Annotated in this window: 18 protein-coding genes and 1 pseudogene; 10 read left to right on the plus strand and 9 right to left on the minus strand. The window is 58.3% G+C overall.

Annotation, left to right across the window (positions count from 1 at the left end):
• Positions 1-126: 126 nt before the first annotated feature.
• From ACWKV5_RS22120 to ACWKV5_RS22145, 6 genes and pseudogenes are all read left to right on the plus strand, one after another.
• Positions 127-3,976: pseudogene (locus tag ACWKV5_RS22120) on the plus strand (bifunctional diguanylate cyclase/phosphodiesterase).
• A 223-nt stretch (positions 3,977-4,199) separates the two neighbouring features.
• Positions 4,200-5,453: a serine hydroxymethyltransferase gene (gene glyA, locus ACWKV5_RS22125; protein WP_059182128.1), complete on the plus strand. Its 1,254-nt coding sequence runs from the start codon at positions 4,200-4,202 to the stop codon at positions 5,451-5,453.
• Positions 5,454-5,699: 246 nt separating this feature from the next.
• On the plus strand, positions 5,700-6,263 hold the full coding sequence (locus ACWKV5_RS22130) for a hypothetical protein (protein ID WP_483842980.1): 564 nt from the start codon (positions 5,700-5,702) through the stop codon (positions 6,261-6,263).
• A gap of 247 nt (positions 6,264-6,510) precedes the next feature.
• Positions 6,511-7,824: a C4-dicarboxylate transporter DctA gene (gene dctA / locus ACWKV5_RS22135; RefSeq protein WP_483842981.1), complete on the plus strand. Its 1,314-nt coding sequence runs from the start codon at positions 6,511-6,513 to the stop codon at positions 7,822-7,824.
• A gap of 57 nt (positions 7,825-7,881) precedes the next feature.
• Positions 7,882-8,586 (plus strand): FadR/GntR family transcriptional regulator, encoded by a 705-nt coding sequence (locus ACWKV5_RS22140; protein WP_483842982.1) that lies wholly within the window; start codon positions 7,882-7,884, stop codon positions 8,584-8,586.
• Positions 8,587-8,610: 24 nt separating this feature from the next.
• On the plus strand, positions 8,611-9,300 hold the full coding sequence (locus tag ACWKV5_RS22145) for a GntR family transcriptional regulator (protein ID WP_483842983.1): 690 nt from the start codon (positions 8,611-8,613) through the stop codon (positions 9,298-9,300).
• A gap of 96 nt (positions 9,301-9,396) precedes the next feature.
• Here the strand turns inward: ACWKV5_RS22145 and yjiA are convergent, their stop codons facing one another.
• The 3 genes from yjiA to ACWKV5_RS22160 all read right to left on the minus strand — a co-directional run bounded on the left by yjiA (position 9,397) and on the right by ACWKV5_RS22160 (position 12,821).
• Positions 9,397-10,371 (minus strand): GTPase, encoded by a 975-nt coding sequence (gene yjiA, locus ACWKV5_RS22150; RefSeq protein ID WP_483842984.1) that lies wholly within the window; start codon positions 10,369-10,371, stop codon positions 9,397-9,399.
• 170 nt (positions 10,372-10,541) lie between these two features.
• Complete coding sequence (locus ACWKV5_RS22155; protein ID WP_007895266.1) at positions 10,542-10,739, minus strand: YbdD/YjiX family protein; 198 nt, start codon at positions 10,737-10,739, stop codon at positions 10,542-10,544.
• A gap of 15 nt (positions 10,740-10,754) precedes the next feature.
• The gene (locus ACWKV5_RS22160; protein WP_483842985.1) at positions 10,755-12,821 is read right to left on the minus strand and encodes a carbon starvation CstA family protein; all 2,067 of its coding nucleotides are present in this window, start codon (positions 12,819-12,821) and stop codon (positions 10,755-10,757) included.
• A 160-nt stretch (positions 12,822-12,981) separates the two neighbouring features.
• Here ACWKV5_RS22160 and ACWKV5_RS22165 point away from each other — a divergent pair, with 160 nt between their 5' ends.
• On the plus strand, positions 12,982-13,350 hold the full coding sequence (locus ACWKV5_RS22165) for a PilZ domain-containing protein (RefSeq protein WP_483842986.1): 369 nt from the start codon (positions 12,982-12,984) through the stop codon (positions 13,348-13,350).
• A gap of 121 nt (positions 13,351-13,471) precedes the next feature.
• Here ACWKV5_RS22165 and radA read toward each other — a convergent pair whose 3' ends face one another.
• The 3 genes from radA to katB are packed head-to-tail and all read right to left on the minus strand — an operon-like array spanning position 13,472 to position 17,028.
• Positions 13,472-14,839 (minus strand): DNA repair protein RadA, encoded by a 1,368-nt coding sequence (gene radA, locus ACWKV5_RS22170; RefSeq protein ID WP_483842987.1) that lies wholly within the window; start codon positions 14,837-14,839, stop codon positions 13,472-13,474.
• A 45-nt stretch (positions 14,840-14,884) separates the two neighbouring features.
• Positions 14,885-15,427 (minus strand): ankyrin repeat domain-containing protein, encoded by a 543-nt coding sequence (locus ACWKV5_RS22175; RefSeq protein ID WP_483842988.1) that lies wholly within the window; start codon positions 15,425-15,427, stop codon positions 14,885-14,887.
• A 59-nt stretch (positions 15,428-15,486) separates the two neighbouring features.
• Positions 15,487-17,028, minus strand: a complete 1,542-nt coding sequence (gene katB / locus ACWKV5_RS22180; protein ID WP_483843067.1) for a catalase KatB — start codon at positions 17,026-17,028, stop codon at positions 15,487-15,489.
• 285 nt (positions 17,029-17,313) lie between these two features.
• Between katB and mscL the strand changes: the two genes are divergently transcribed.
• Positions 17,314-17,727, plus strand: coding sequence for a large-conductance mechanosensitive channel protein MscL (gene mscL, locus ACWKV5_RS22185; RefSeq protein WP_483842989.1), 414 nt, complete (start codon positions 17,314-17,316; stop codon positions 17,725-17,727).
• A 44-nt stretch (positions 17,728-17,771) separates the two neighbouring features.
• Here mscL and ACWKV5_RS22190 read toward each other — a convergent pair whose 3' ends face one another.
• Positions 17,772-18,548 (minus strand): ferredoxin--NADP reductase, encoded by a 777-nt coding sequence (locus ACWKV5_RS22190; RefSeq protein WP_483842990.1) that lies wholly within the window; start codon positions 18,546-18,548, stop codon positions 17,772-17,774.
• A 355-nt stretch (positions 18,549-18,903) separates the two neighbouring features.
• Between ACWKV5_RS22190 and ACWKV5_RS22195 the strand changes: the two genes are divergently transcribed.
• Positions 18,904-19,614 (plus strand): autoinducer binding domain-containing protein, encoded by a 711-nt coding sequence (locus ACWKV5_RS22195; protein WP_483842991.1) that lies wholly within the window; start codon positions 18,904-18,906, stop codon positions 19,612-19,614.
• Between the two features lie 177 nt (positions 19,615-19,791).
• Positions 19,792-20,916 carry a methyltransferase gene (locus ACWKV5_RS22200; RefSeq protein ID WP_483842992.1) on the plus strand — a complete coding sequence of 375 codons (1,125 nt, stop codon included), beginning with the start codon at positions 19,792-19,794 and terminating at the stop codon, positions 20,914-20,916.
• A gap of 71 nt (positions 20,917-20,987) precedes the next feature.
• Here ACWKV5_RS22200 and ACWKV5_RS22205 read toward each other — a convergent pair whose 3' ends face one another.
• Both ACWKV5_RS22205 and cydB read right to left on the minus strand, forming a co-directional pair.
• Positions 20,988-21,155: a DUF2474 domain-containing protein gene (locus ACWKV5_RS22205; protein ID WP_123433487.1), complete on the minus strand. Its 168-nt coding sequence runs from the start codon at positions 21,153-21,155 to the stop codon at positions 20,988-20,990.
• Positions 21,156-21,225: 70 nt separating this feature from the next.
• A complete protein-coding gene (gene cydB, locus ACWKV5_RS22210) occupies positions 21,226-22,233 on the minus strand; it encodes a cytochrome d ubiquinol oxidase subunit II (RefSeq protein ID WP_109786316.1) in 1,008 nt (335 codons plus the stop codon).
• Between the last annotated feature and the right edge of the window lie 2 nt (positions 22,234-22,235).

The raw sequence follows: 22,235 nt of genomic DNA on the forward strand, positions 1-22,235 counted from the left end.
TGACGGAAGGCAGTCCAGCCGACAGGGGCTGGCACTTAGCCACAACTCAAGGCATGCTAGCCGCCCTTCGGGCGTCAGGCTTATAGTGCACGTCGCGCCAGTCCAGTCAAACCGCAGGATTCCAGTTTGCCTAATGCCACTCCGCCCGTTTCCGTGAGCGCTCCCAGTCCTGCGACCGGCTCGCCCCTGCGCGGAACCTTGAAAGGCGCACTGGCCACCCTCGTCCTGATGCTGCTCGCGCTGCTGTTCTGGCAGTTGCTGGATCAGCTTCGCGAAACCCAGAAACACCAGCGCCAATACACCATCGACTACACCGCCGACCTGGCCGCGCAAGTCAGCCTGAACATGGCGCTCAACGCGCAGATCGCCCTCAACTTGCTACCGATCGTCGAACAACCGCAAAGCGCCGATGAACAACAGGCGTTGCTGCGCAAACTGCAACAGTCATTACCCGAGCTGCGCAGCCTGGCGTTGCTCAGTCCTTCCGGCAAAATCCTCAGCGACAGCGCCACTGGCAGCCAGGACGCCGACTACCTGAGTGATCTGGTGCGGCGCAGTCACGCCCAGGCGCACTATTTCAGTAATGCCGATGACGGTTCCGTGGTGCATCTTCTATTGCATCAGGCCAGCGGCAGCACCAGAGGCTATTGGGCACTGCGCCTGGCACCGACCTTTTTCTCGGCCCTGACCAAACAAAACGAAGCCGGCATCCGCCCGCTGTGGCTGGTGGAGAACCGGGTCAATCGCCAGATCATCAGCCGCGATGACGCATTGCCCTCCAGCACGCCCGCCGTGCTGACGCCGGATGAACTGGCCAGCAGTGTGCTGACCGTTCCCCTGAGCAGCAGCGACTGGCAGCTGCGCGGATTGTTCGATCGGCAACGCGTGCTCGAAGACCTGCTGCCGGCCTTCATCGGCAAATGCCTGCTGGGCCTGGCGCTCTCTTTGCTGCCCTTCATTGCGCTGCTGAACATGCGTCGGCGTCAACGCCAGGTGCACGAGGGCCGTCGACGCTATCAGGACATTTTCGAAGGCACCGGTGTTGCCCTCTGTGTTCTCGACGTTTCCGGGCTCAAGGGCGTTTTCGACAAGACGCAGTTGCACAGCAACGAACAACTGCATGCCTGGCTCGAGGACCCGGAACAACGCCGGCAACTGCTTCGGGAATTGCGCATCACCGAGGTCAATCAGGTTGCCCTGCAACTGCTTAACGTCAATTCCTGCGATCAAGCCTGGAACCTGCTGATCGATGGCAATCCGCTGGATGGCACGGCCATCGGCAATCAAGTGCTTGAAGCGGTGTTCAACCAGCAAAGCCAGCTTGAGCTGGAAATCAAATTGCAGGGTGCCAATGAGCGCGATCAGCATTTGTGGCTGGTACTGCGCCTGCCGGCCGATCAGGACGACTATAAAGCGGTGATCCTGAGCATCACCGACATCACCAGCCGCAAGCTGATCGAGCTGTCGCTGCTGGAACGTGAAGGATTCTGGTCCGATGTGGTGCGCACGGTGCCGGATCATCTGTACGTGCAGGACGTGATCAGCCAGCGGATGATTTTCAGCAACCACCACCTGGGCCAGACCCTGGGTTACGACCGCACCGAACTGCATCAAATGGGTGAGTACTTCTGGGAAATCCTGCTGCACCCCGAAGACGCCGATTTCTACCACCGTTCGCGCCAGACCCAGCGTCAGGCCGGTTACAGCCAATTGATGCAGTGCCAGCTGCGCTTCCGTCATCGCGACGGCAAATGGCGGCGGTTCGAGATACGCGAACAGGCTTTGGCGCGGGACAAGCACAATCAAGTCACGCGCATCATTGGCGTCGCCAAGGACATCACCGATCAGATCGAAGCCAGCGAATCGTTGCGCGACAGCGAGCAGCGTTACCGGATGCTCGCCGAAAGCATCAGCGATGTGATTTTTTCCACCGACAGCAAGCTGTCGCTCAACTACGTCAGCCCCTCGGTGCAAGCCGTGCTGGGTTATGACGCAGACTGGATCTTCCAGAACGGCTGGCAATCGATCGTCGCCAACCCGCAACAACTGAGCGGCATTTTCGCCCTGATGGATCGGGTCAGCAAAGCGCTGGATAAACCCGAGCAACTGGCGCTGCTACGCAGCCAGGTGCAGACCCAACTGTTCCTGTTCGATTGCCTGCGGGCCGACGGTCGCAAGATTCCCATCGAGCTGCGGCTGGTGCTGGTCTGGGACGAACACGGCGGTTTCGAAGGCGTGCTCGGTGTCGGTCGCGACATCAGCCAGCAGCGCCGCGCCGAGAAAGACTTGCGCATGGCGGCGACGGTATTTGAACACTCGACCTCGGCGATTCTGATCACCGACCCGGCCGGTTACATCGTTCAGGCCAACGAAGCCTTCAGTCGTGTCAGCGGATACGCCGTGGAACAGGTGCTCGACCAGTTGCCGAGCATGCTGACCGTCGACGAGCAGCAGGAAGCGCACCTGCGCTACGTGCTCAAGCAACTTCATCAGAACAACACTTGGGAAGGTGAAGTCTGGCTCAAGCGCCGCAGCGGCGAACACTACCCGGCCTGGGTCGGTATCACGGCGGTCCTCGACGACGAAGGCGACCTGGCCAGCTATGTGTGCTTCTTCAGCGACATCAGCGAACGCAAGGCCAGTGAGCAGCGGATCCACCGCCTCGCCTACTACGACGCCCTGACGCACCTGCCCAACCGCACGCTGTTCCAGGATCGACTGCACACCGCGCTGCAATCGGCGGAACGGCAGAAGTCGTGGGTAGTGCTGATGTTCCTCGACCTCGACCGATTCAAACCGATCAACGACTCCCTCGGTCACGCTGCCGGCGACCGCATGCTCCAGGAAATGGCCACGCGCCTGCTCGGCTGCGTCGACGATGACGACACCGTGGCACGTATGGGCGGTGATGAGTTCACGTTGCTGCTGCAGCCGAAGGTCAACCGTGAAGTCGCCCTGAACCGGGCGATCCACGTGGCGGAACAGATCCTCGCCAGCCTGGTGAAACCCTTTGTGCTCGAAGGCCGCGAGTTCTTCGTCACGGCCAGTATCGGCATCGCCCTGAGCCCTCAGGACGGCAACGAACTCAGTCAGTTGATGAAGAACGCCGACACGGCGATGTACCACGCCAAGGAACGCGGCAAGAACAACTTCCAGTTTTATCAGGCAGACATGAACGCCAGCGCCCTTGAGCGTCTGGAGCTGGAAAGCGACTTGCGCCACGCCTTGGAACAGAACGAATTCTGTGCTGTATTACCAACCGCAGTTCAGCGGCGACGGTAAACGGCTGACCGGTGCCGAAGCCTTGCTGCGCTGGCGTCATCCGCGGCGCGGACTGGTGCCGCCGGGGGATTTCATTCCGGTGCTCGAAGAGCTCGGGCTGGTGGTGGATGTCGGCGACTGGGTAATCGGTGAAGCCTGCCGTCAGCTCAAGACCTGGCACCAGACCAAGGTCCGCGTGCCGAAGGTGTCGGTGAACATCTCGGCGCGGCAGTTCTCCGATGGCCAGTTGGGCACGCGGATTGCCAATATCCTCAAGGAAACCGGCCTGCCGCCGGCGTGCCTGGAGCTGGAACTGACCGAAAGTATCCTGATGCGCGAAGTCAGCGAGGCGATGCAGATTCTTGCCGGGTTGAAAAATCTTGGCCTGAGCATCGCCGTCGACGACTTTGGCACCGGCTATTCATCACTCAACTACCTCAAGCAATTCCCGATCGACGTGCTGAAAATCGACCGCACGTTCGTCGATGGCCTGCCGTCCGGCGAACAGGACGCGCAAATCGCCCGGGCGATCATCGCCATGGCCCACAGCCTGAACCTGGCGGTAATCGCCGAGGGCGTGGAAACCCACGAACAGCTCGACTTCCTGCGTGAGCATGGGTGCGATGAGGTTCAGGGGTATCTGTTCGGCCGGCCGATGCCGCCTGCCCGGTTTGAGGCGCAGTTCAGCAATGATGCGCTGTTCATGTTCGACTGATTCTTTCAGTGGGGCAGATGGCCCCTTCGCGAGCAGGCTCGCTCCCACAGGGAAATGCATTTCAAAATGTGGGAGCGAGCCTGCTCGCGAAGGGGTCGGCATGATCACCGCTGATCCCGTCATGAAGCCCACTTGTCTGCGACATGATGTCCTTTCATATGCCATCTAAAACCCGTTGGGTTAGAATGCCCCCCTTTTCTGCCCCCGATCCTTGAGGACCGCCATGTTCAGCCGTGATTTGACTATTGCCAAGTACGACGCCGATCTTTTTGCCGCCATGGAGCAAGAAGCTCAGCGCCAGGAAGAACACATCGAGCTGATCGCTTCGGAAAACTACACCAGCCCAGCGGTGATGGAGGCTCAAGGCTCGGTACTGACCAACAAGTACGCCGAAGGCTACCCGGGCAAGCGCTACTACGGTGGTTGCGAGTTCGTTGACGTCGTCGAGCAGCTTGCAATTGATCGAGCCAAAGAACTGTTCGGCGCCGATTACGCCAACGTTCAACCGCACGCCGGTTCGCAAGCCAACAGCGCCGTTTACCTGGCCCTGCTGTCGGCTGGCGACACTATCCTGGGCATGAGCCTGGCCCACGGTGGTCACCTGACCCACGGTGCCAGCGTTTCGTCCTCCGGCAAGCTGTACAACGCCATCCAGTACGGCATCGACGCCAACGGCTTGATCGACTACGACGAAGTCGAGCGTCTGGCCGTTGAGCACAAGCCGAAAATGATCGTGGCCGGTTTCTCTGCCTACTCGCAGATTCTGGACTTCCCACGCTTCCGCGAAATCGCTGACAAAGTCGGCGCTTATCTCTTTGTTGATATGGCTCACGTTGCGGGGCTGGTCGCCGCTGGCGTCTATCCGAACCCGGTGCCTTTCGCTGACGTCGTGACCACTACCACGCACAAGACCCTGCGCGGTCCACGTGGCGGCCTGATCCTGGCTCGCGCCAACGCCGACATCGAGAAGAAGCTGAACTCCGCAGTATTCCCGGGCGCCCAAGGCGGCCCGCTGGAGCACGTGATCGCCGCTAAAGCGATCTGCTTCAAGGAAGCGCTGCAGCCTGAGTTCAAGACCTACCAGCAACAAGTGGTGAAAAACGCCAAGGCCATGGCCGGCGTATTCATCGAGCGCGGTTTCGACGTGGTTTCCGGTGGTACCGAGAACCACCTGTTCCTGCTGTCGCTGATCAAACAGGAAATCTCCGGTAAAGACGCCGACGCCGCCCTGGGCAAAGCGTTCATCACCGTGAACAAAAACTCCGTTCCAAACGACCCACGCTCCCCGTTCGTCACCTCCGGCCTGCGCTTCGGCACCCCGGCTGTGACCACTCGCGGCTTCAAGGAAGCAGAGTGCAAGGAACTGGCCGGCTGGATCTGCGACATCCTGGCTGACCTGAACAACGAAGCGGTGATCGACGCCGTTCGTGAGAAGGTCAAGGCCATCTGCAAGAAGCTGCCGGTATACGGCGCTTAATTGCACCGCTAGATCTGCAGTATGAAAACCGGCCAGAGATGGCCGGTTTTTTATTGCTCAGAATTTAACTGGCGACACTTCCAAATAGCAACATCACAACGTACATCTCACCCGCGACATCCGCAAAATTCCCTATACAACCTTACCAACTTAAACTCTTGCAACACACACAAAGCCCAACACTAATAAAAACCGCTTAGTCTAAAACCCGACTCAACAAACAACATCTAAGGTTCGGGTTACACCATGACTAACAGCATTGAAAAATCTTTCACCGCGACACTAAGAATGCTCGACCACAAAGTAGGGGTTCTTGAACAACTCCATGGCAAGCCGGCGCTGGCCACCATCACCCTCTTCAGCGGTGGCTTCTTTACCGGGAGCCCGCAAACACGGGATCACTCCCACCTGCTCGGCCTACGACCCAACGAGCAAATCGGAAAGGTGATTCCATTAAAACTGCATTTCCGACATACCCCTGACGGCTACATCCTCACAATAAAAAACAAGGGTGACTATTACAATCAGGTCATTAGCAAGAACGGACTGGATACTTTTGAAGCCATGGATTCAGACACCGACGACCCGATAACCTTTACCCTTATTGATCATCAAGGCGCTGCTATTACGCTGGACAACTTACAGGCCGCTCACTCACCGATCTCTCTCAGAATAAAAGACAAACATTACTTGGGCGGCGTCAAGATCAAAGGCTCGCCGTATATTTATCTTGGCAAAGCCGAAGAACGCTCAAAGATAACGTTCATCCTGAGCATTCTTGAAAGGAAAGTACCTCACACCAAAAATTGACACGCCACACTCTGAAAAAAAAATCGGCATTCAGTGCCGATTTTTTTGGACAAGCGCTCAAGACCGGGACATTCAGCCCAACTGGTAAGACCGGTCATGCCAATTTCAAAATTTCCCCTTGCGATCACCCAAAACCTGCGCCTAGACTGCGCCTGCACTGGACATACCGGTAAGACCACAATAATTAAGTCCTGAATCTGCTGCGCTCAAGCATCAGGCCGCCAGGACACCGACCAGGATTCCTCCCATGCTCAGATGGTGCTCGCGTTCAATCTTCCTTCAAGTGGTTCTCGGACTGGTGCTCGGCATCGTCTGCGGGCTGACCCTTCCTGAATACTCGGCCCAGCTCAAACCGCTCGGCGACGGTTTCATCAAACTGATCAAGATGCTCATCGGCCTGATCGTGTTTTGTGTGGTGGTCAGCGGCATCAGCGGTGCCGGCGACCTGAAGAAGGTCGGACGCATCGGCCTGAAATCAGTGATTTACTTCGAAGTGTTGACCACCATCGCCTTGGTGATCGGCCTGGTGTTCGCCTTCAGCACCGGCATCGGCAGCGGCGCGAATATTCATCTGGAGCAGCTCTCCGCCGCCGACATGGGCGACATCGCCCAACGCGGCCAGCACATGCACACCACCACGCAATTCCTGATGGACCTGATCCCGACCTCGGTGATTGGCGCCTTCGCCGACAACAACATCCTGCAAGTGCTGCTGTTTTCAGTACTGTTCGGCAGCGCGTTGAACCTGGTGGGCGAAGCGGCCTCGGGCATCTCCCGGTTGATCAATGAGCTGAGCCACGTGATCTTTCGGATCATGGGCATGATCGTGCGCCTGGCGCCGATTGGCGTGTTCGGCGCCATCGCCTTCACCACCAGCAAATATGGCCTGGATTCGCTGCAGCATCTGGGCAGCCTGGTCGGCCTGTTTTACCTGACCTGCGCCGCTTTTGTGTCGCTGATCCTCGGTCTGGTGATGCGCCTGTCCGGCCTGCGCATGTGGCCGTTGCTCAAGTACCTGCGTGAAGAACTGCTGATCGTCATGGGCACCGCTTCGTCTGACGCGGTGCTGCCGCAAATCATGCGCAAACTTGAGCATCTGGGCATCGGCAGCTCGACGGTCGGGCTGGTGATCCCCACCGGTTACTCGTTCAACCTCGACGGTTTCTCGATCTACCTGACCCTCGCCATCGTGTTCATCGCCAACGCCACCGGCACGCCGCTGGCCATGACCGACCTGCTGACCATTTTGCTGGTGTCGCTGATCACCTCCAAAGGCGCCCACGGGATTCCCGGCTCGGCGCTGGTGATCCTCGCGGCCACGCTGACGGCGATCCCGGCGATTCCGGTGGTTGGCCTGGTGTTGGTGCTCGCGGTGGACTGGTTCATGGGCATCGGCCGCGCGCTGACCAACCTGATCGGCAACTGCGTCGCCACCGTGGCCATCGCCCGTTGGGAGAAAGACATCGATATCCAGCGCGCGAACAAGGTGCTTTCCGGTCAGGTGGGTTATACCTTCCAGCCGAGAAAACCGGTCGCGCCGGCGCATCAGCAGGAATTTTGAATCAAGTGGGAGCCTGCCAGACGGCGGGTTCCCCTGCCTTTATCCATGGAGCAACCCGTGATTACCACTTCAACGGTCGTCAATTCAGTTGTAGAAAAACTTCGGGCCGCATTGGCCCGTGGTCAGTGGCGCTCCGGCGAGATGTTGCCGGGGCAGCGTGAACTGGCCGAACAACTGGGCATCAGCCGCCCGAGCCTGCGCGAAGCCGTGATCGTGCTGGAAACCCTCGGCCTGGTGCGTTCAATGCCGGGCAAAGGCGTGGTGGTGCTGGACGCCCACCTCAGCGACAGCCAAAGCCACGACAGCGCGGTGGCCGGCGCGAGCCTGGAAGATGTGCTGCAGCTGCGCTACACCCTTGAGCCGTTCATTGTCGGCCTGGTGGCGCAGTCGATCAGCAGCAAGGAAGTCGGGCAACTGCGCCTGACCCTGATGGACATGCGCGAAGCACTGGAAGCCAACGACGCCGAGGCCGGGGTCAACGCCTACATCGCCTTCCACGAAGAATTGTTCACGCTGACGTCCAATCCCATTTTCCAGAGCGTGGTGCAGCAGACCAGTAATGCACTCAAGCAAAGTGCTGAAGTGCTGCGCAACTCGCCGGAACATCTGGCCGAGCGCCTGGAAGAAAACGAAGCCGTGGTGCGCGCAATCCGTAGCAAGAACAGCGCACAGGCCAGTGCCGAAATGCGCCGCCACATCCTTCGCGAAGGACGGCGAATGGGCATCGAATTGAACATCCCGGACGACAACCTCGGCAGTTGAAACCTTTGGAACCGGAGACCGGCCATGAACAGCTTCGCTTCACCGCAGATGCTTGTTGCCCTGCCCTTTCCCGACCGGGAGGAGGATCTGTATTCACGGGTTTTCGACGCCATTCTCGAACAGCGCATTGATGCGGGCAGTCGTTTTACCGAAGACAGCCTGGCGCAGATGTTCAACGCTAGACGCGGTGATATCCGGAGTGTGCTGACGCGATTGGCTCATCAGCAGATCATCGTACTTCGGGCGAATCATCGGCCGCGTGTGGCTGCGCTGGATGTCGAACAGGTCCGGCAAACGTTGCATGCACGGCGGCTGGCCGAGGTCACGTTGGTGCGGTTGGCTTGTCAGCACCCGTGCCCGCACGCGTTGAAACGTCTGGGAGCGTTGATCGACAGCGAGCGCGAAAGTGCCCGGCGCGATTCAGCGATTCGGTTGTCGGGGGAGTTTCATCTACAACTGGCGAAAATGGCTGGGAATGCTCCATTGGCGCATTTTCTGGACAGCCTGGTGCCACTGACGGCGCTGGCCGTTGCGCAGTTTGATGGATGGCTGGAGGGTTATTGCGATTGGCAGGTTCATCAACGGATTTTGGCGGCGGTGGAGCATCGGGATGAGGGAATGGCGGTCGCGTTGCTGAATCAGCATCTGGATCATTTGGAAGAGGTGTTGCTGAATTCCGGGCCGACACTCCGCCAGAATCGGGTTGCCGGTTAGGCCGCCTTCGCGAGCAAGCCCGCTCCCACATTTGGAATGCATTCCCCTGTGGGAGCGGGCTTGCTCGCGAAGAGGCCCTTTCAGTCACCGAAAATATCAGGGCTGCGCCGCCACCCGCGCAAACCCCTCACGAATCTTCTCTTCCGGCAAATCATCGGCAATAAACACGATCACACTTTCCCGCGCCTCGCCCTCCGCCCATTCCGTGTCCCAGTCGAATCCGTACAACTTCAGGACACCCTGGAACACCATGCGTCGCGGCTCGCCGGCAATGTTCAACACGCCTTTGTAGCGCAGCAACTGCTTGCCATGGTCTTCCAGCAGTTCGTTCATGAACTCGCTGAGCTTGTCGATATCCAGCGGCTGGTCGGTACGCAGCACCAGGCTGGAGATACGGTCAATAGACGGCGCTTTGCTGACCGGACGCAAACTCACGCCACCGCCAAGATCCGCATTCAGGTTAAAACCGCGCACGTCGAGCAATTCGGCCAGGTCGATATTGCCGTGATCGACCACGCGGATCGGTGCACGCCGGTTGATGCGCGTCAGGCGCTCACTCAATGCGGTAAACGTCGGCTCGTCCACCAGATCACGCTTGCTCACCAGCAAGCGGTCGGCGAAACCGATTTGCGCCTGGGCGATGGTTTGGGTCAGGTGAGTCTCGGCGTGCGCGGCGTCCACCAGAGTGATAATGCCGTCGAGGATGTAGCGCTCGCGCAGTTCTTCGTCGATGAAAAAGGTTTGCGCCACCGGTGCTGGATCGGCCAGGCCGGTGCATTCGATCACCAGACGATCAAAGGCGATGTCGCCGCTGTCCAGGCGTTCGAGCAACAGGTACAGCGCTTTGGTCAGGTCGGTGTGGATGGTGCAGCAGACGCAGCCGTTGGACAGCGTCATGACTTGTACCGGCTCGTCGCCCAACAGTTGGGTGTCGATACCGGCATCGCTGAATTCGTTTTCGATCACGGCGATTTTCAGCCCGTGCTCGGCTTTGAGCAGGTGGCGCAACAGCGTGGTCTTGCCGGCGCCGAGGAAGCCGCTGAGGATTGTTACCGGGATGGGAGAGGACAAACTGGATCTCCTGACTCACAAAATTAAAGTATCAACACAAAACAACTGTGGGAGCGAGCCTGCTCGCGAAAGCGGTGTGTCAGTCAACATAAGTGTCAAATGACAGATTGCCTTCGCGAGCAGGCTCGCTCCCACAGGTTTTACTTCACAGCATGACCTGACTCAGCAGATCAACAGCACTTCGGCCCACCCTTGCCACCGTAACGAGCTTCCTGGCGTTCGCGGAAGAACATTTCGTAGCTCATCACCGGTTTGTCCGGGTGTTTGGTTTGCATATGCTCGACGTAGTTGTCGTAGTCGGGCATGCCGACCATCAGGCGCGCGGCCTGACCGAGGTATTTACCGAGGCGACTCAGGTCATTGAACATGTTTGCAATCCTCGATTACGCGTCCGGCAGGGCCTGGAATGGCGCTTCTTTATCCGTACGCTCTTTCGTACCCCAGGCGGCGATGCCGACCTTGAGTGCGTAGAACAGAATACTGAAGACCACGAACAGGAACAGCGCCGTCAGCGTTGCGTTGGTGTAGGCGTTGAAGATCACGTGCTGCATCTGCGTGATGTCCTTGGCCGGGGCGAGGAGCTGACCATTGGCCAGCGCATCGCTGTATTTCTTCGCCAGCGACAGGAAGCCGATCGCCGGGTTGGCGTCGAACAGCTTGATGAAGCCTGCGGTTACGGTGCAGATCAGCAGCCAGACCGCCGGCAGCATGGTCACCCAAATGTAGCGTTGGCGCTTCATTTTGATCAGCACCACCGTTGCCAACATCAGCGCTATACCGGCGAGCATCTGGTTGGAGATGCCGAACAGCGGCCACAAGGTGTTGATGCCGCCCAACGGGTCGATCACGCCCTGATACAGCAACCAGCCCCACATCGCCACGCAACCGCCGGTGGCGATCAGGTTGGCGGTCCAGGATTCGGTACGTTTCAGCGCCGGCACGAAGGAGCCGAGCAAATCCTGAAGCATGAAACGACCGGCACGGGTGCCGGCGTCGACTGCGGTCAGGATGAACAGCGCTTCGAACAGGATCGCGAAGTGGTACCAGAACGCCATGGTGTTTTCACCCGGCAGGACACTGTGCAGGATCTGCGCGATACCGACCGCCAGGGTCGGCGCACCGCCGGCACGGGCCAGGATGGTGGTTTCGCCGATGTCATGGGCCACCGCTTGCAGGGCTTCCGGGGTAATCGCAAAACCCCAGCTGCTGACGGTTTGCGCGACCGCTACGATGTCACCACCGACTACAGCAGCCGGGCTGTTCATGGCGAAGTACACGCCCGGCTCGATCACCGAGGCGGCAACCATGGCCATGATGGCAACGAAGGATTCCATCAACATCGCGCCGTAACCGATGTAACGGGAATTGACTTCGTTATCCAGCAGCTTCGGCGTGGTGCCGGAAGAGATCAGCGCGTGGAAACCCGAGACCGCGCCGCAAGCGATGGTGATGAACAGGAACGGGAACAGACCGCCCTTCCACACCGGGCCAGTGCCGTCGATGAACTGGGTCAGGGCCGGCATTTTCAGCTCGGGCATGGTCACCAGAATACCGATCGCCAAAGCGACGATGGTGCCGATTTTCAAGAACGTCGACAGGTAGTCACGGGGGGCCAGGATCAGCCACACCGGCAATACCGCCGCGACAAAACCGTAGCCGATCAGCATCCAGGTAATCTGGATCCCGGTGAAGCTGAACGCCTTGGCCCAGACCGGATCCGCCGCAATCTGCCCACCGAGCCAGATCGAACCGAGCAGCAACGCCACGCCGACCACGGAGATTTCGCCAATGCGACCCGGACGGATGTAGCGCATGTAAATGCCCATGAACATCGCGATCGGGATGGTCGCCATCACCGTGAAAATGCCCCAAGGGCTCTCGGCCAGGGCTTTCACCACGATCAGCGCCAGCACCGCGAGGATGATGATCATGATCAGGAAGCAGCCAAACAGCGCGATGGTGCCGGGGATGCGGCCCATTTCTTCACGGACCATGTCGCCCAGGGAGCGGCCATTGCGGCGGGTCGACATGAACAACACCATGAAGTCCTGAACCGCGCCGGCCAGCACCACACCAGCGATCAGCCACAATGTGCCGGGCAGATACCCCATCTGCGCCGCCAACACCGGCCCGACCAGCGGCCCCGCGCCAGCGATGGCCGCGAAGTGGTGCCCGAAGAGGATGTGTTTGTTGGTCGGAACGTAGTCCAGACCGTCATTATTGAGTACGGCGGGGGTGGCCCGTCGCGGGTCGAGTTGCATCACATTGTTCGCGATGAACAGACTGTAGTATCGATACGCAACCAGATAGATGGCCACGGCAGCGACCACAATCCATAAGGCGTTGATCGCCTCACCTCGGCGCAATGCCACTACACCCAGGGCGCACGCACCGACGATTGCCAGCAGCAGCCAGGGTAAATGGCGTAGCAGGCTATTATTATTTTTCATTTTATGATTCCAGCCAGAGTGGACAAGAAAGACAGCCACCCCGAGTTTAGCTCTCCTGACGGCAAAGGCCATACCCCGACATTGGTCTAGACGCCTGCCTGCGCCGGCAGGCTTCAATAATGCCGGTCTATAGTCAGCGTACCTTTCCGAGGATTACGCCATGAGCGAACAAGCAGCCGACCGCCGCCGCTTCAAACGTATCGCGTTCGATGCCCAAACCGAACTGCGCCAGGACGAATACATCTGGCAGGTGAAGTTGATTGATCTGTCGCTCAAGGGGCTGTTGGTCGAGAAGCCCGAGCCGTGGCTGGGCAATCGGGAGCATCACTTTTGCGTTGATGTTCATCTGACGCCTGAAGTCGCGATCAAGATGGATGTTCTATTGACCCACGATGACCATGGCCAACTCGGCTTCGTCTGCAAGCACATCAGCCTGGAATCGATCGAGCGCCTGCGGCGGTTGATCGAACTCAACCTGGGGGATCCGCAGGAGCTGGAACGCGAGCTGGGCGCCCTGATCGAAGTCTGAAGGTTTGCCGCAATTCCAATGTGGGAGCGAGCCTGCTCGCGAATGCGGCGTGACATTCAACATTTAAGTCGACAGGCATACCGCTATCGCGAGCAGGCTCGCTCCCACAGGGATTGGTTCGTTATTCGAACAAGGCGTCGAGGGCCTGCTCCAGACGGGTGACGGCAATAATCTGCAACCCCGGCGGCGCCTCTTTCGGTGCATTGCCCTTGGGCACGATGGCGCGCTTGAAGCCGTGCTTGGCGGCTTCTTTCAGGCGTTCCTGACCGCTTGGCACCGGGCGCACTTCGCCGGACAGGCCAACTTCGCCAAACACCAACAGATCATGGGGCAATGGCCGGTTGCGCAAACTGGACATGACGGCGGCCATCAATGCCAGGTCAGACGCGGTCTCCAACACCTTCACACCACCGACCACGTTGAGAAACACGTCCTGATCGTGGGTGGGAATGCCGCCGTGCCGGTGCAGGACCGCCAGCAACATCGCCAGGCGATTCTGATCCAGCCCCAGCGTGACCCGGCGCGGGTTAGCCAAATGGCTGTCATCCACCAGGGCCTGGACTTCCACCAGCATGGGCCGCGTCCCTTCCCACGTCGCCATGACCACACTGCCCGGGACTTCCTCCTGAGCGCGGGTGAGAAAAATCGCCGACGGGTTAGAGACTTCTTTCAGTCCCTTGTCCGTCATGCCAAACACGCCCAATTCGTTGACTGCGCCAAAACGGTTTTTCACCGCACGCAGCAAACGCAAACGTCCATCGGATTCGCCTTCGAAATACAGCACGGTATCGACCATGTGCTCCAGCACACGGGGACCGGCGAGCGCGCCTTCCTTGGTCACGTGACCGACGAGGAAAATCGCGGTGCCACTCTGCTTGGCATAACGCACTAGCAAGGCCGCACTCTCGCGCACCTGAGAGACGCCGCCCGGGGCCGATTGCAATTGTTCGGTGAAGATCGTCTGGATCGAGTCGATCACCATGACCTTGGGCTTTTCCACCCGGGCCGTGGCGATAATGGTTTCGATGCAGGTTTCGGTCATCACCCGCAATTGGTCCTGCGGCAAGCCCAAGCGGCGGGCGCGCATGGCTACTTGTTGCTGCGACTCTTCGCCGGTGACGTACAGCGCCGGCATGCTCTTGGCGAGGTTGCACAAGGTTTGCAACAGAATGGTCGATTTACCGATGCCCGGGTCGCCGCCGATCAGCACCACCGAACCGTCGACCAGGCCACCGCCCAGCACCCGATCGAGTTCGCTGGAGGCCGTGGAAAAACGCGGGATTTCTTCGACACTGACTTCGGCCAGGGTCTTGATCTGGGCCTGTTGGCCGGTCCATCCGGTGCGACCGCTGGGGGCGGCGGCGCCACCGCTTTCACCCATGGTTTCGGTCAGCGTGTTCCAGGCCCCGCACTCGCCGCACTGGCCGGCCCACTTGGGGAAGGTTGAGCCACACTCGGTGCAGCCGTACATGCGCTTGGCCTTGGCCATCTGAACTCCCGGCAAAAACCGCGATGATAGCTCAGCTGACGTCAATCAGCGCGGCGCGGCGGTACGGATTTCACCGTTGGCCAGACGCGCGGCGCTGTTGCCCAACGGATCCTCGGCGTCCAGGTCCGCGCCTTTGGCCTTGAGTGCGTCAAGCAGTTCGGCACGCTTGAACAATCCGGCGTACATCGCAGCCGTTTGCCCCGCGCCGTTGCGTTGGTCGGGGCTGCAATTGGCTAACAGCAAGGTCCGGGCAATCTGCACTTCCCCTTTGAAAATCGCCCCCATCAATGCCGTGTTGCCTCGCTGGTCCTGAGCACAGGCATCCGCGCCGGCGGCGAGCAACCGGTCCACTGCAGCGGTCTGGCCGTGATAGGCCGCCAGGATCAGCGCGGTGTAGCCCTTATTGTCGCGGGTGCCGAGTGAGTAGCCAGCCTCAATGAACGTGTCGAGCATGGGCACATCGCCACGGCGGGCGGCGTCGAAGTAGTAATCCTGCAGTTGAGCAGACAGCGCCGCCGAGTCGTCGCGGGTGGTGGAAAAGGCACTGGTCGTGAGCAACGCCAGCCACACAAACAGATAAATACGCATCGCAAACTCCTTGGCTGGACGGGACCTCAACGGAGGTCCCGCATTTCAGGCAAACGCGGTCAGTCGACCAGGTTGGCCGCCAGCGCCTTGACCCGGCTCAGGTCACCCTTGGCCACCTTGGTCACGCCTGTCCCGTACTCCGGGTCGGCCTTGTACAGGAACGACAGAATGATGTGCTTGCTCTCGTCATCGGTTGTCGCGAGCGAACCGCCAAAACTCTCGATCAGGTCGTTTCGCTCTTTTTTACTGAAGGAGCGATACAGATCACCGGCCTGCTTGAAGTTTTGCTCGCGCTGGATTTTCGCCTGCTGGGTGCTGCCCGTCAGCGCCGATTGGCTGTAACGCGCACTCTGTGGTTCCTCGCGAGGCATCAGACGGCTCGGCTGATAGTTCACGCCTGTGGTGCTGTGGCCAATGTTCATCGCGCCGTCCTGATTACCGTTGTTCACGGCAACTTTTGGCGCATTGATCGGCAATTGCTGTGCGTTGGCACCCAGGCGATAGAGTTGAGTATCGGCATAGGAGAACACTCGCCCTTGCAATAGGCGATCTTCCGAAGGCTCGATACCGGGAACCAGATTGGCCGGAGCCATCGCCACTTGTTCGGTTTCCTGGAAGACATTCGAAGGATTACGATCCAGGATCATTTGTCCAACTTTTCGTTCAGGAACTCCAGGCCAGATCTTCGTCGCATCCAATGGATCGAAATCAAATTTGTACAAGTCTTGAGATTTTACAACCTGGACGTACAAGTCCCATTTCGGGAAGTCACCCTTGTTAATATGAGCGACCAAATCATTGGTCATGTGGCTGTAATCTTTTCCTTGAACTTTTGATACCGACTCGGGATCGAGATTATTAATCCCCTGCAAACTTTTCCAGTGAAACTTCACATAATGTACATCGCCTTTGGCGTTAACTAACTTGTAGGCGTGTACACCGTTTCCGTCCATTTCCCGATAACTGGCTGGCGTGCCAGCATTGGAATACAACTCGGTCAGGGTGCGAGTGGCTTCAGGGACATGGGAGAAGAAATCAAATCGCCGCGAATCATCGTCGAGGTTGGTGCGCGGGTCTGGTTTAAACGCGTGAACCATGTCTGGAAACTTGATCGCATCACGGATGAAAAAGGTCGGGAAATTGTTTCCCACCAGGTCCCAGTTGCCGTCGGCGGTGTAGAACTTGGTGGCGAAACCACGAGGATCGCGCAGGGTTTCCGGCGAATGGTTGCCATGAACGACGGCGGAGAAACGCACGAACACCGGTGTGCTCTGACCGTCAGCAAACACTTTCGCCTTGGTCAGGTCGCTCAGGTCATTGGTCACGGTGAAAGTGCCGTGGGCGCCAGTGCCACGAGCATGCACCACACGTTCAGGAATGCGCTCCCGGTCAAAGCGCTGCAGCTTCTGGATCAGTTGCACGTCCTGCAACAGCACCGGGCCTGTAGCACCGGCCGTTTGTGAGTTCTGGTTATCGCCCACGGCAGCACCGTTATCACGGGTCAGGTTGGCAGCATGGACGGAGAAGGACAGCAGGCTGGCGGTTAAAACGCCGAGCGTACGCCAATGGGCAAAGGCCCCAAGGCCAAGGGTAGAAGTCATATCAGGTTCCTCTGTTTTCAAGGCGCACTCCCAGTGCGCTGAACCGAGGCTAGAGGCCGAACCGGCAAAACTTAAATAGAAAAAACGCAACATGATGATTTGGATATTTATGTCGCTAATCAGTCGGTTAGCGCGTATTTCGCGCGCGATTGCTGGCACTTTGCAAACTAATTGCCGGCAGACAGGTCGATAGTCACGAGCATTGTAATGAGGTGTTTCAAGCAGGAGCTGTTTTGCTGAATTACACTGCCTCCACCAACCTCATCTGTAACAAGGAAATAACCTATGGGCGTGATAAGTGAGTTCAAGGCCTTCGCGGTCAAAGGTAATGTGATCGACATGGCCGTCGGTATTATCATCGGCGCCGCCTTCGGCAAGATCGTGACGTCGTTTGTCGGCGACGTGGTCATGCCGCCCATTGGCTTGCTGATCGGCGGGGTGGACTTCAGTGACCTGGCCATTACGCTCAAGGCTGCCGAAGGCAATGCCCCGGCCGTGGTGCTGGCCTACGGCAAATTCATCCAGAGCATGATTGACTTCGTCATTGTCGCGTTCGCGATTTTCATGGGGATCAAGGCGATCAACCAACTGAAGCGCGAAGAGGCTGCGGCCCCGACGCTGCCGCCGGTTCCGACCAAGGAAGAAGAGTTGTTGAGCGAGATCCGCGATCTGCTCAAGGCCCAGAACGATCGGCCCTGAAGGCTGGTTGAACACAGAAACGGCGCCCTTGAGGCGCCGTTTTTTTACCAGAAGTTTTCCACAGCCACCTGGCCTGGACGGCGGCTGAGGCTCAGGTGCATGTCGCGCTGCTTGAGCAGTTTGCGCGTGTCATCGATCATCTGCGGGTTACCGCAGAGCATGACCCGCGAATGCTCGGGTGTCAGCGCCACGCCCGCTGCACGCTCCAGTTCGCCATTTTCGATCAGCGTGGTGATTCTTCCATTCAGCGCACCAGGATGTTGTTCGCGAGTAACGGTGGCGATGAACTGCAATTTGTGGGCGTTTTCGGCCAGATAATCGCGCCCTGCCAACCCCGCAATCAGCGCCTGATACGCCAGTTCCCGGGCTTCGCGCACACTGTAGACGAGGATGATGCGTTCGAATTTCTCCCACACTTCGAAGTCCTGCAGGATCGACAGGAACGGGGCAACGCCGGTGCCTGTGGATAACAACCAGAGGTCACGCCCATCGACGAAGCGGTCCGGGGTCAAATAACCAAAGGCTTGGCGGTCGACCAGCAAGGTATCACCGACCTCCAGTCGACTCAGCTCGCTGGTGAACTCACCGCCCGGCACCACGATAGAGAAGAACTCGAGAAATTCGTCATGGGGTGACGACACCATTGAATAGGCACGCCAGACCGTACTGCCATCGGTTTTGGTGACCCCTAGCCGGGCGAACTGACCGGCCCTGAAGCGAAAGCCCGGATCTCTTGTGGCTCGCAGCGTAAACAGGTTTGGGGTCAACGGCTGGACGTCGAGCAAGGTCTGGCGAGTGTATTTTTCGGCACTGGCGGTCATGGCACGCTCCATTGAACTGATATCACCAGTGTCGCGCAAACCAGGCGATGTAAACACCCGTGATCTGTAGTGTCTTTGGAAATGAGATCCAATGCTAGTTTGGTATTAGTTGTACAGTTACTTTTGTATTGTCGATCACCCGAATCAAAGTTGTACAACAACGTAATAAGTAGAATGACATACGCCATATGAAGTAATTTTGTGAACCTGAAAAGCTAAGAACCAGATATGCACTTTAGATAATTTTCAAGAGCAAAAAAATTGCAGCGTATTTGTAGGATTACTCCTACACTCGGGGCGTGCTGGATCTCGGATCCAATTTGCACCCCCAAGATATCCGCATGGAGCTACTGCAATGAATATGTGGAAGGAGTCACAGTTAAGACAGATATTTGAAACCAAGGAGATTAAGCCCGCCTATGAGATTTCACTCTTGCTGGCCCAAAGACTCGGCTTCAATTTCTGTGCTTTTTCAATTACATCTCCCGCGTTTATGCCTCATCACGACAACGTAAGTTTTAACAACTACCCAGTCGATTGGAATTCGACATATGAACATGACCATTTCGGCGACATAGACCCAATACTGGCTCATTGTAATCAATCAGAAATGCCGATTCTTTGGGAAGATAAGGTCTTCTCAAAGGCCCCGCAGCTGAGACAGGCGCAAAAAAAACAAGGCTTGCAGTTTGGTTGGTCACAATCGATTCATGACGGCAGTGGTCTGCGCAGCATGTTTAGCCTGGCCAGAAGCAACAACCCGATCACTGCCGATGAATGGTATGGACATCTGGGCTACGCCATTCTAATCAACCGCCATTTGAATGGGCTCGTGGCTAAAAAACTGAATCATCGCCTGCCGTCTGCCTGCACACCCCAATTGTCGACACGTGAAATCGAAATCCTGAAATTGTCGGCCGACGGCAAAACCGCCTACGAATGCTCAAGAATCCTCAGCATCAGTGAACGCACCATCAATTTTCATGTGCACAGCGCAATCCAGAAATTTGGTGTGAACAACAAAATCGCTGCAGTAATAAAGGCTGTGAGGGTTGGCGTTATCTGAATCCATTCAGTACGAAGAAAACCCACGGGTAATCAAGCCGAAAAAAACGTACCATTTGCGGCCCCCTGAGTGATGTCGTCTATAACTTCACGACGCAGTGCACTCGGCCGGTCCCGTCCGCTACAACGCCTCCGGCCGCGGGACACCACACCCGTTGACTACCCAGAGCCCCGCCTCATGCCCCTGCTCGAAACACCCTTCGCCCAACTCGACCTGATCCGCCAGCCAGAACAGCAGAACGAACCGCTGCAAGCGTTCGATGCCGCCGACGAATACCTGCTCAACCACTTGGCCGAACAACAGCCCTCGGCCGAGACTCGGGTACTGGTGTTGAACGACAGTTTTGGTGCGTTGGCCGCCAGCCTCGCGGGCAAGGTCCGGGTGATCAGCAGTGGCGACTCGTTCCTGGCCTTTCAGGGACTGGAAAAAAATCTGATTCGTAACGGCCAGGCGTTTGACGCCGTGCCGAGCGTGCCGGCCAGCGAAGCGTTCAGTGGTCCGTTCGACCGGGTGTTGATCCGCGTGCCGAAAACCCTGGCGTTGCTGGAAGAACAACTGATTCGCCTGCAGGGCCAACTGGCGCCGGGCGCGCAGGTGATTGCGACGGCGATGATCAAGCACCTGCCACGTGCTGCCGGTGATCTGCTGGAACGCTATATCGGCCCGGTACAAGCTTCCCTGGCGGTGAAAAAGGCCCGGCTATTGATCGCCACACCAGAAGCAAAAGCCCCGGTCGTGTCCCCCTACCCTTCGCGCTATCAGCTGGATGAACCAGCCATTGAACTGCTGAACCACGCCAACGTGTTCTGCCGCGAAGGACTGGACATCGGCACCCGGGCCTTTCTGCCGCACCTGCCAAAGAACCTCGGTACTGCGCGAGTGGCCGACCTCGGTTGCGGTAACGGTGTGTTGGCCATCGCCAGTGCGCTGCAAAACCCCGAGGCGCAGTACACGCTGGTGGACGAGTCGTTCATGGCAGTGCAATCAGCCGCCGAAAACTGGCGCGCTGCGCTGGGTGACAGAGCGGTGATTGTGCGGGCCGGCGACGGTCTGGCCGGGCAGGAAGCTCAATCCCTGGACGTGGTGTTGTGCAATCCACCGTTCCATCAACAACAAGTCGTCGGCGACTTTCTCGCCTGGCGCATGTTCCAGCAGGCCCGGGAAGCGCTGGTGGTGGGTGGCGCGCTGTATATCGTTGGCAACCGTCACCTGGGTTACCACAGCAAGCTCGCCCGGCTGTTCCGCGGCGTCGAACAAGTGGCCGCCACGCCAAAATTCGTAATTCTCAAAGCCCGCAAATAAACCGGGGCAAAAAAAACCCTCCGCGCGGGAGGGTTGTGAATCCGTGCCTCCAAGGCAACGGGATGAGATCTTCAGTGTGTGGTCAGGCCTGCCGCATTCATGAACATGCGCATCAGGCTGGCCACGATAAACAGGGCGCCGACGCTACCGGCCCAGATCAGGGCCAGCCATCCAAGCCGCTGCAACAGCGGTTTTTTTTCGGCTTCTTCAATGTCGTGCAGGGAATGTTTACCGGTCATTGCATCAATCCTCAGGTAGATCGATGGCGCCTGTCAGGACGCCATCGCAAGCACGCTCGCTCCCACAGTGTCAGTGATAACCGTCTTCGTGGGTGACCTTGCCGCGGAACACGTAGTAGCTCCAGAAGGTGTAGCCCAGGATGAACGGGATGATGAATAACGTGCCCACCAGCATGAAGCCCTGGCTTTGCGGAGGTGCGGCGGCGTCCCAGATCGAGATCGACGGTGGCACGATGTTCGGCCACAGGCTGATGCCCAAACCGCTGTAGCCGAGGAAGATCAGCACCAGCGTCAACAGGAACGGCGTGTAGTGCGCATTGCGAGCGACGGCGCGGATCAAGCCATACATGGTCACCAGCACCAGAATCGGCACCGGCATGAACCAGAACAGATTGGGCAGGGTGAACCAGCGGGCAGCGATTTCAGCGTGGGCCAAAGGCGTCCAGATACTGACGATACCGATCACCGCCAACACCACGAAGGCCAGCGGCCGTGCCAAGTCGTGCATCTGCTCTTGTAGCTTGCCCTCGGTCTTCATGATCAGCCACGTGCAACCCAGCAGCGCATAAGCCACCACCAGCGCCACACCGCAGAACAGGGTGAATGGGGTCAGCCAGTCCAGCGAACCACCGGCAAACTGTCGATTGACCACCGGCAATCCATCAATGAAGGCACCCAACGCCACGCCCTGGAAGAAGGTCGCGGTGACGGAGCCGCCGATAAATGCCTTGTCCCAGAGGTGGCGCTTGTCGTCGCGGGCCTTGAAGCGAAACTCAAAAGCCACGCCGCGGAAGATCAGCCCGATCAGCATCAGGATCAGCGGCAGGTACAACGCCGAAAGCACCACCGAATAGGCCAGCGGGAAGGCGCCAAACAACGCAGCGCCGCCCAGTACCAGCCAGGTTTCGTTACCGTCCCAGACCGGGGCGACGGTGTTCATCATCACATCACGGTCGGTCTTGCCCGGGATGAACGGGAAGAGAATCCCGATCCCCAGGTCGAAGCCGTCCATGACCACGTACATCATGATGCCGAAGATGATGATCACGGCCCAGATCAGCGGAAGATCAATACCCATGA

This window comes from Pseudomonas oplopanacis, assembly GCF_057128725.1.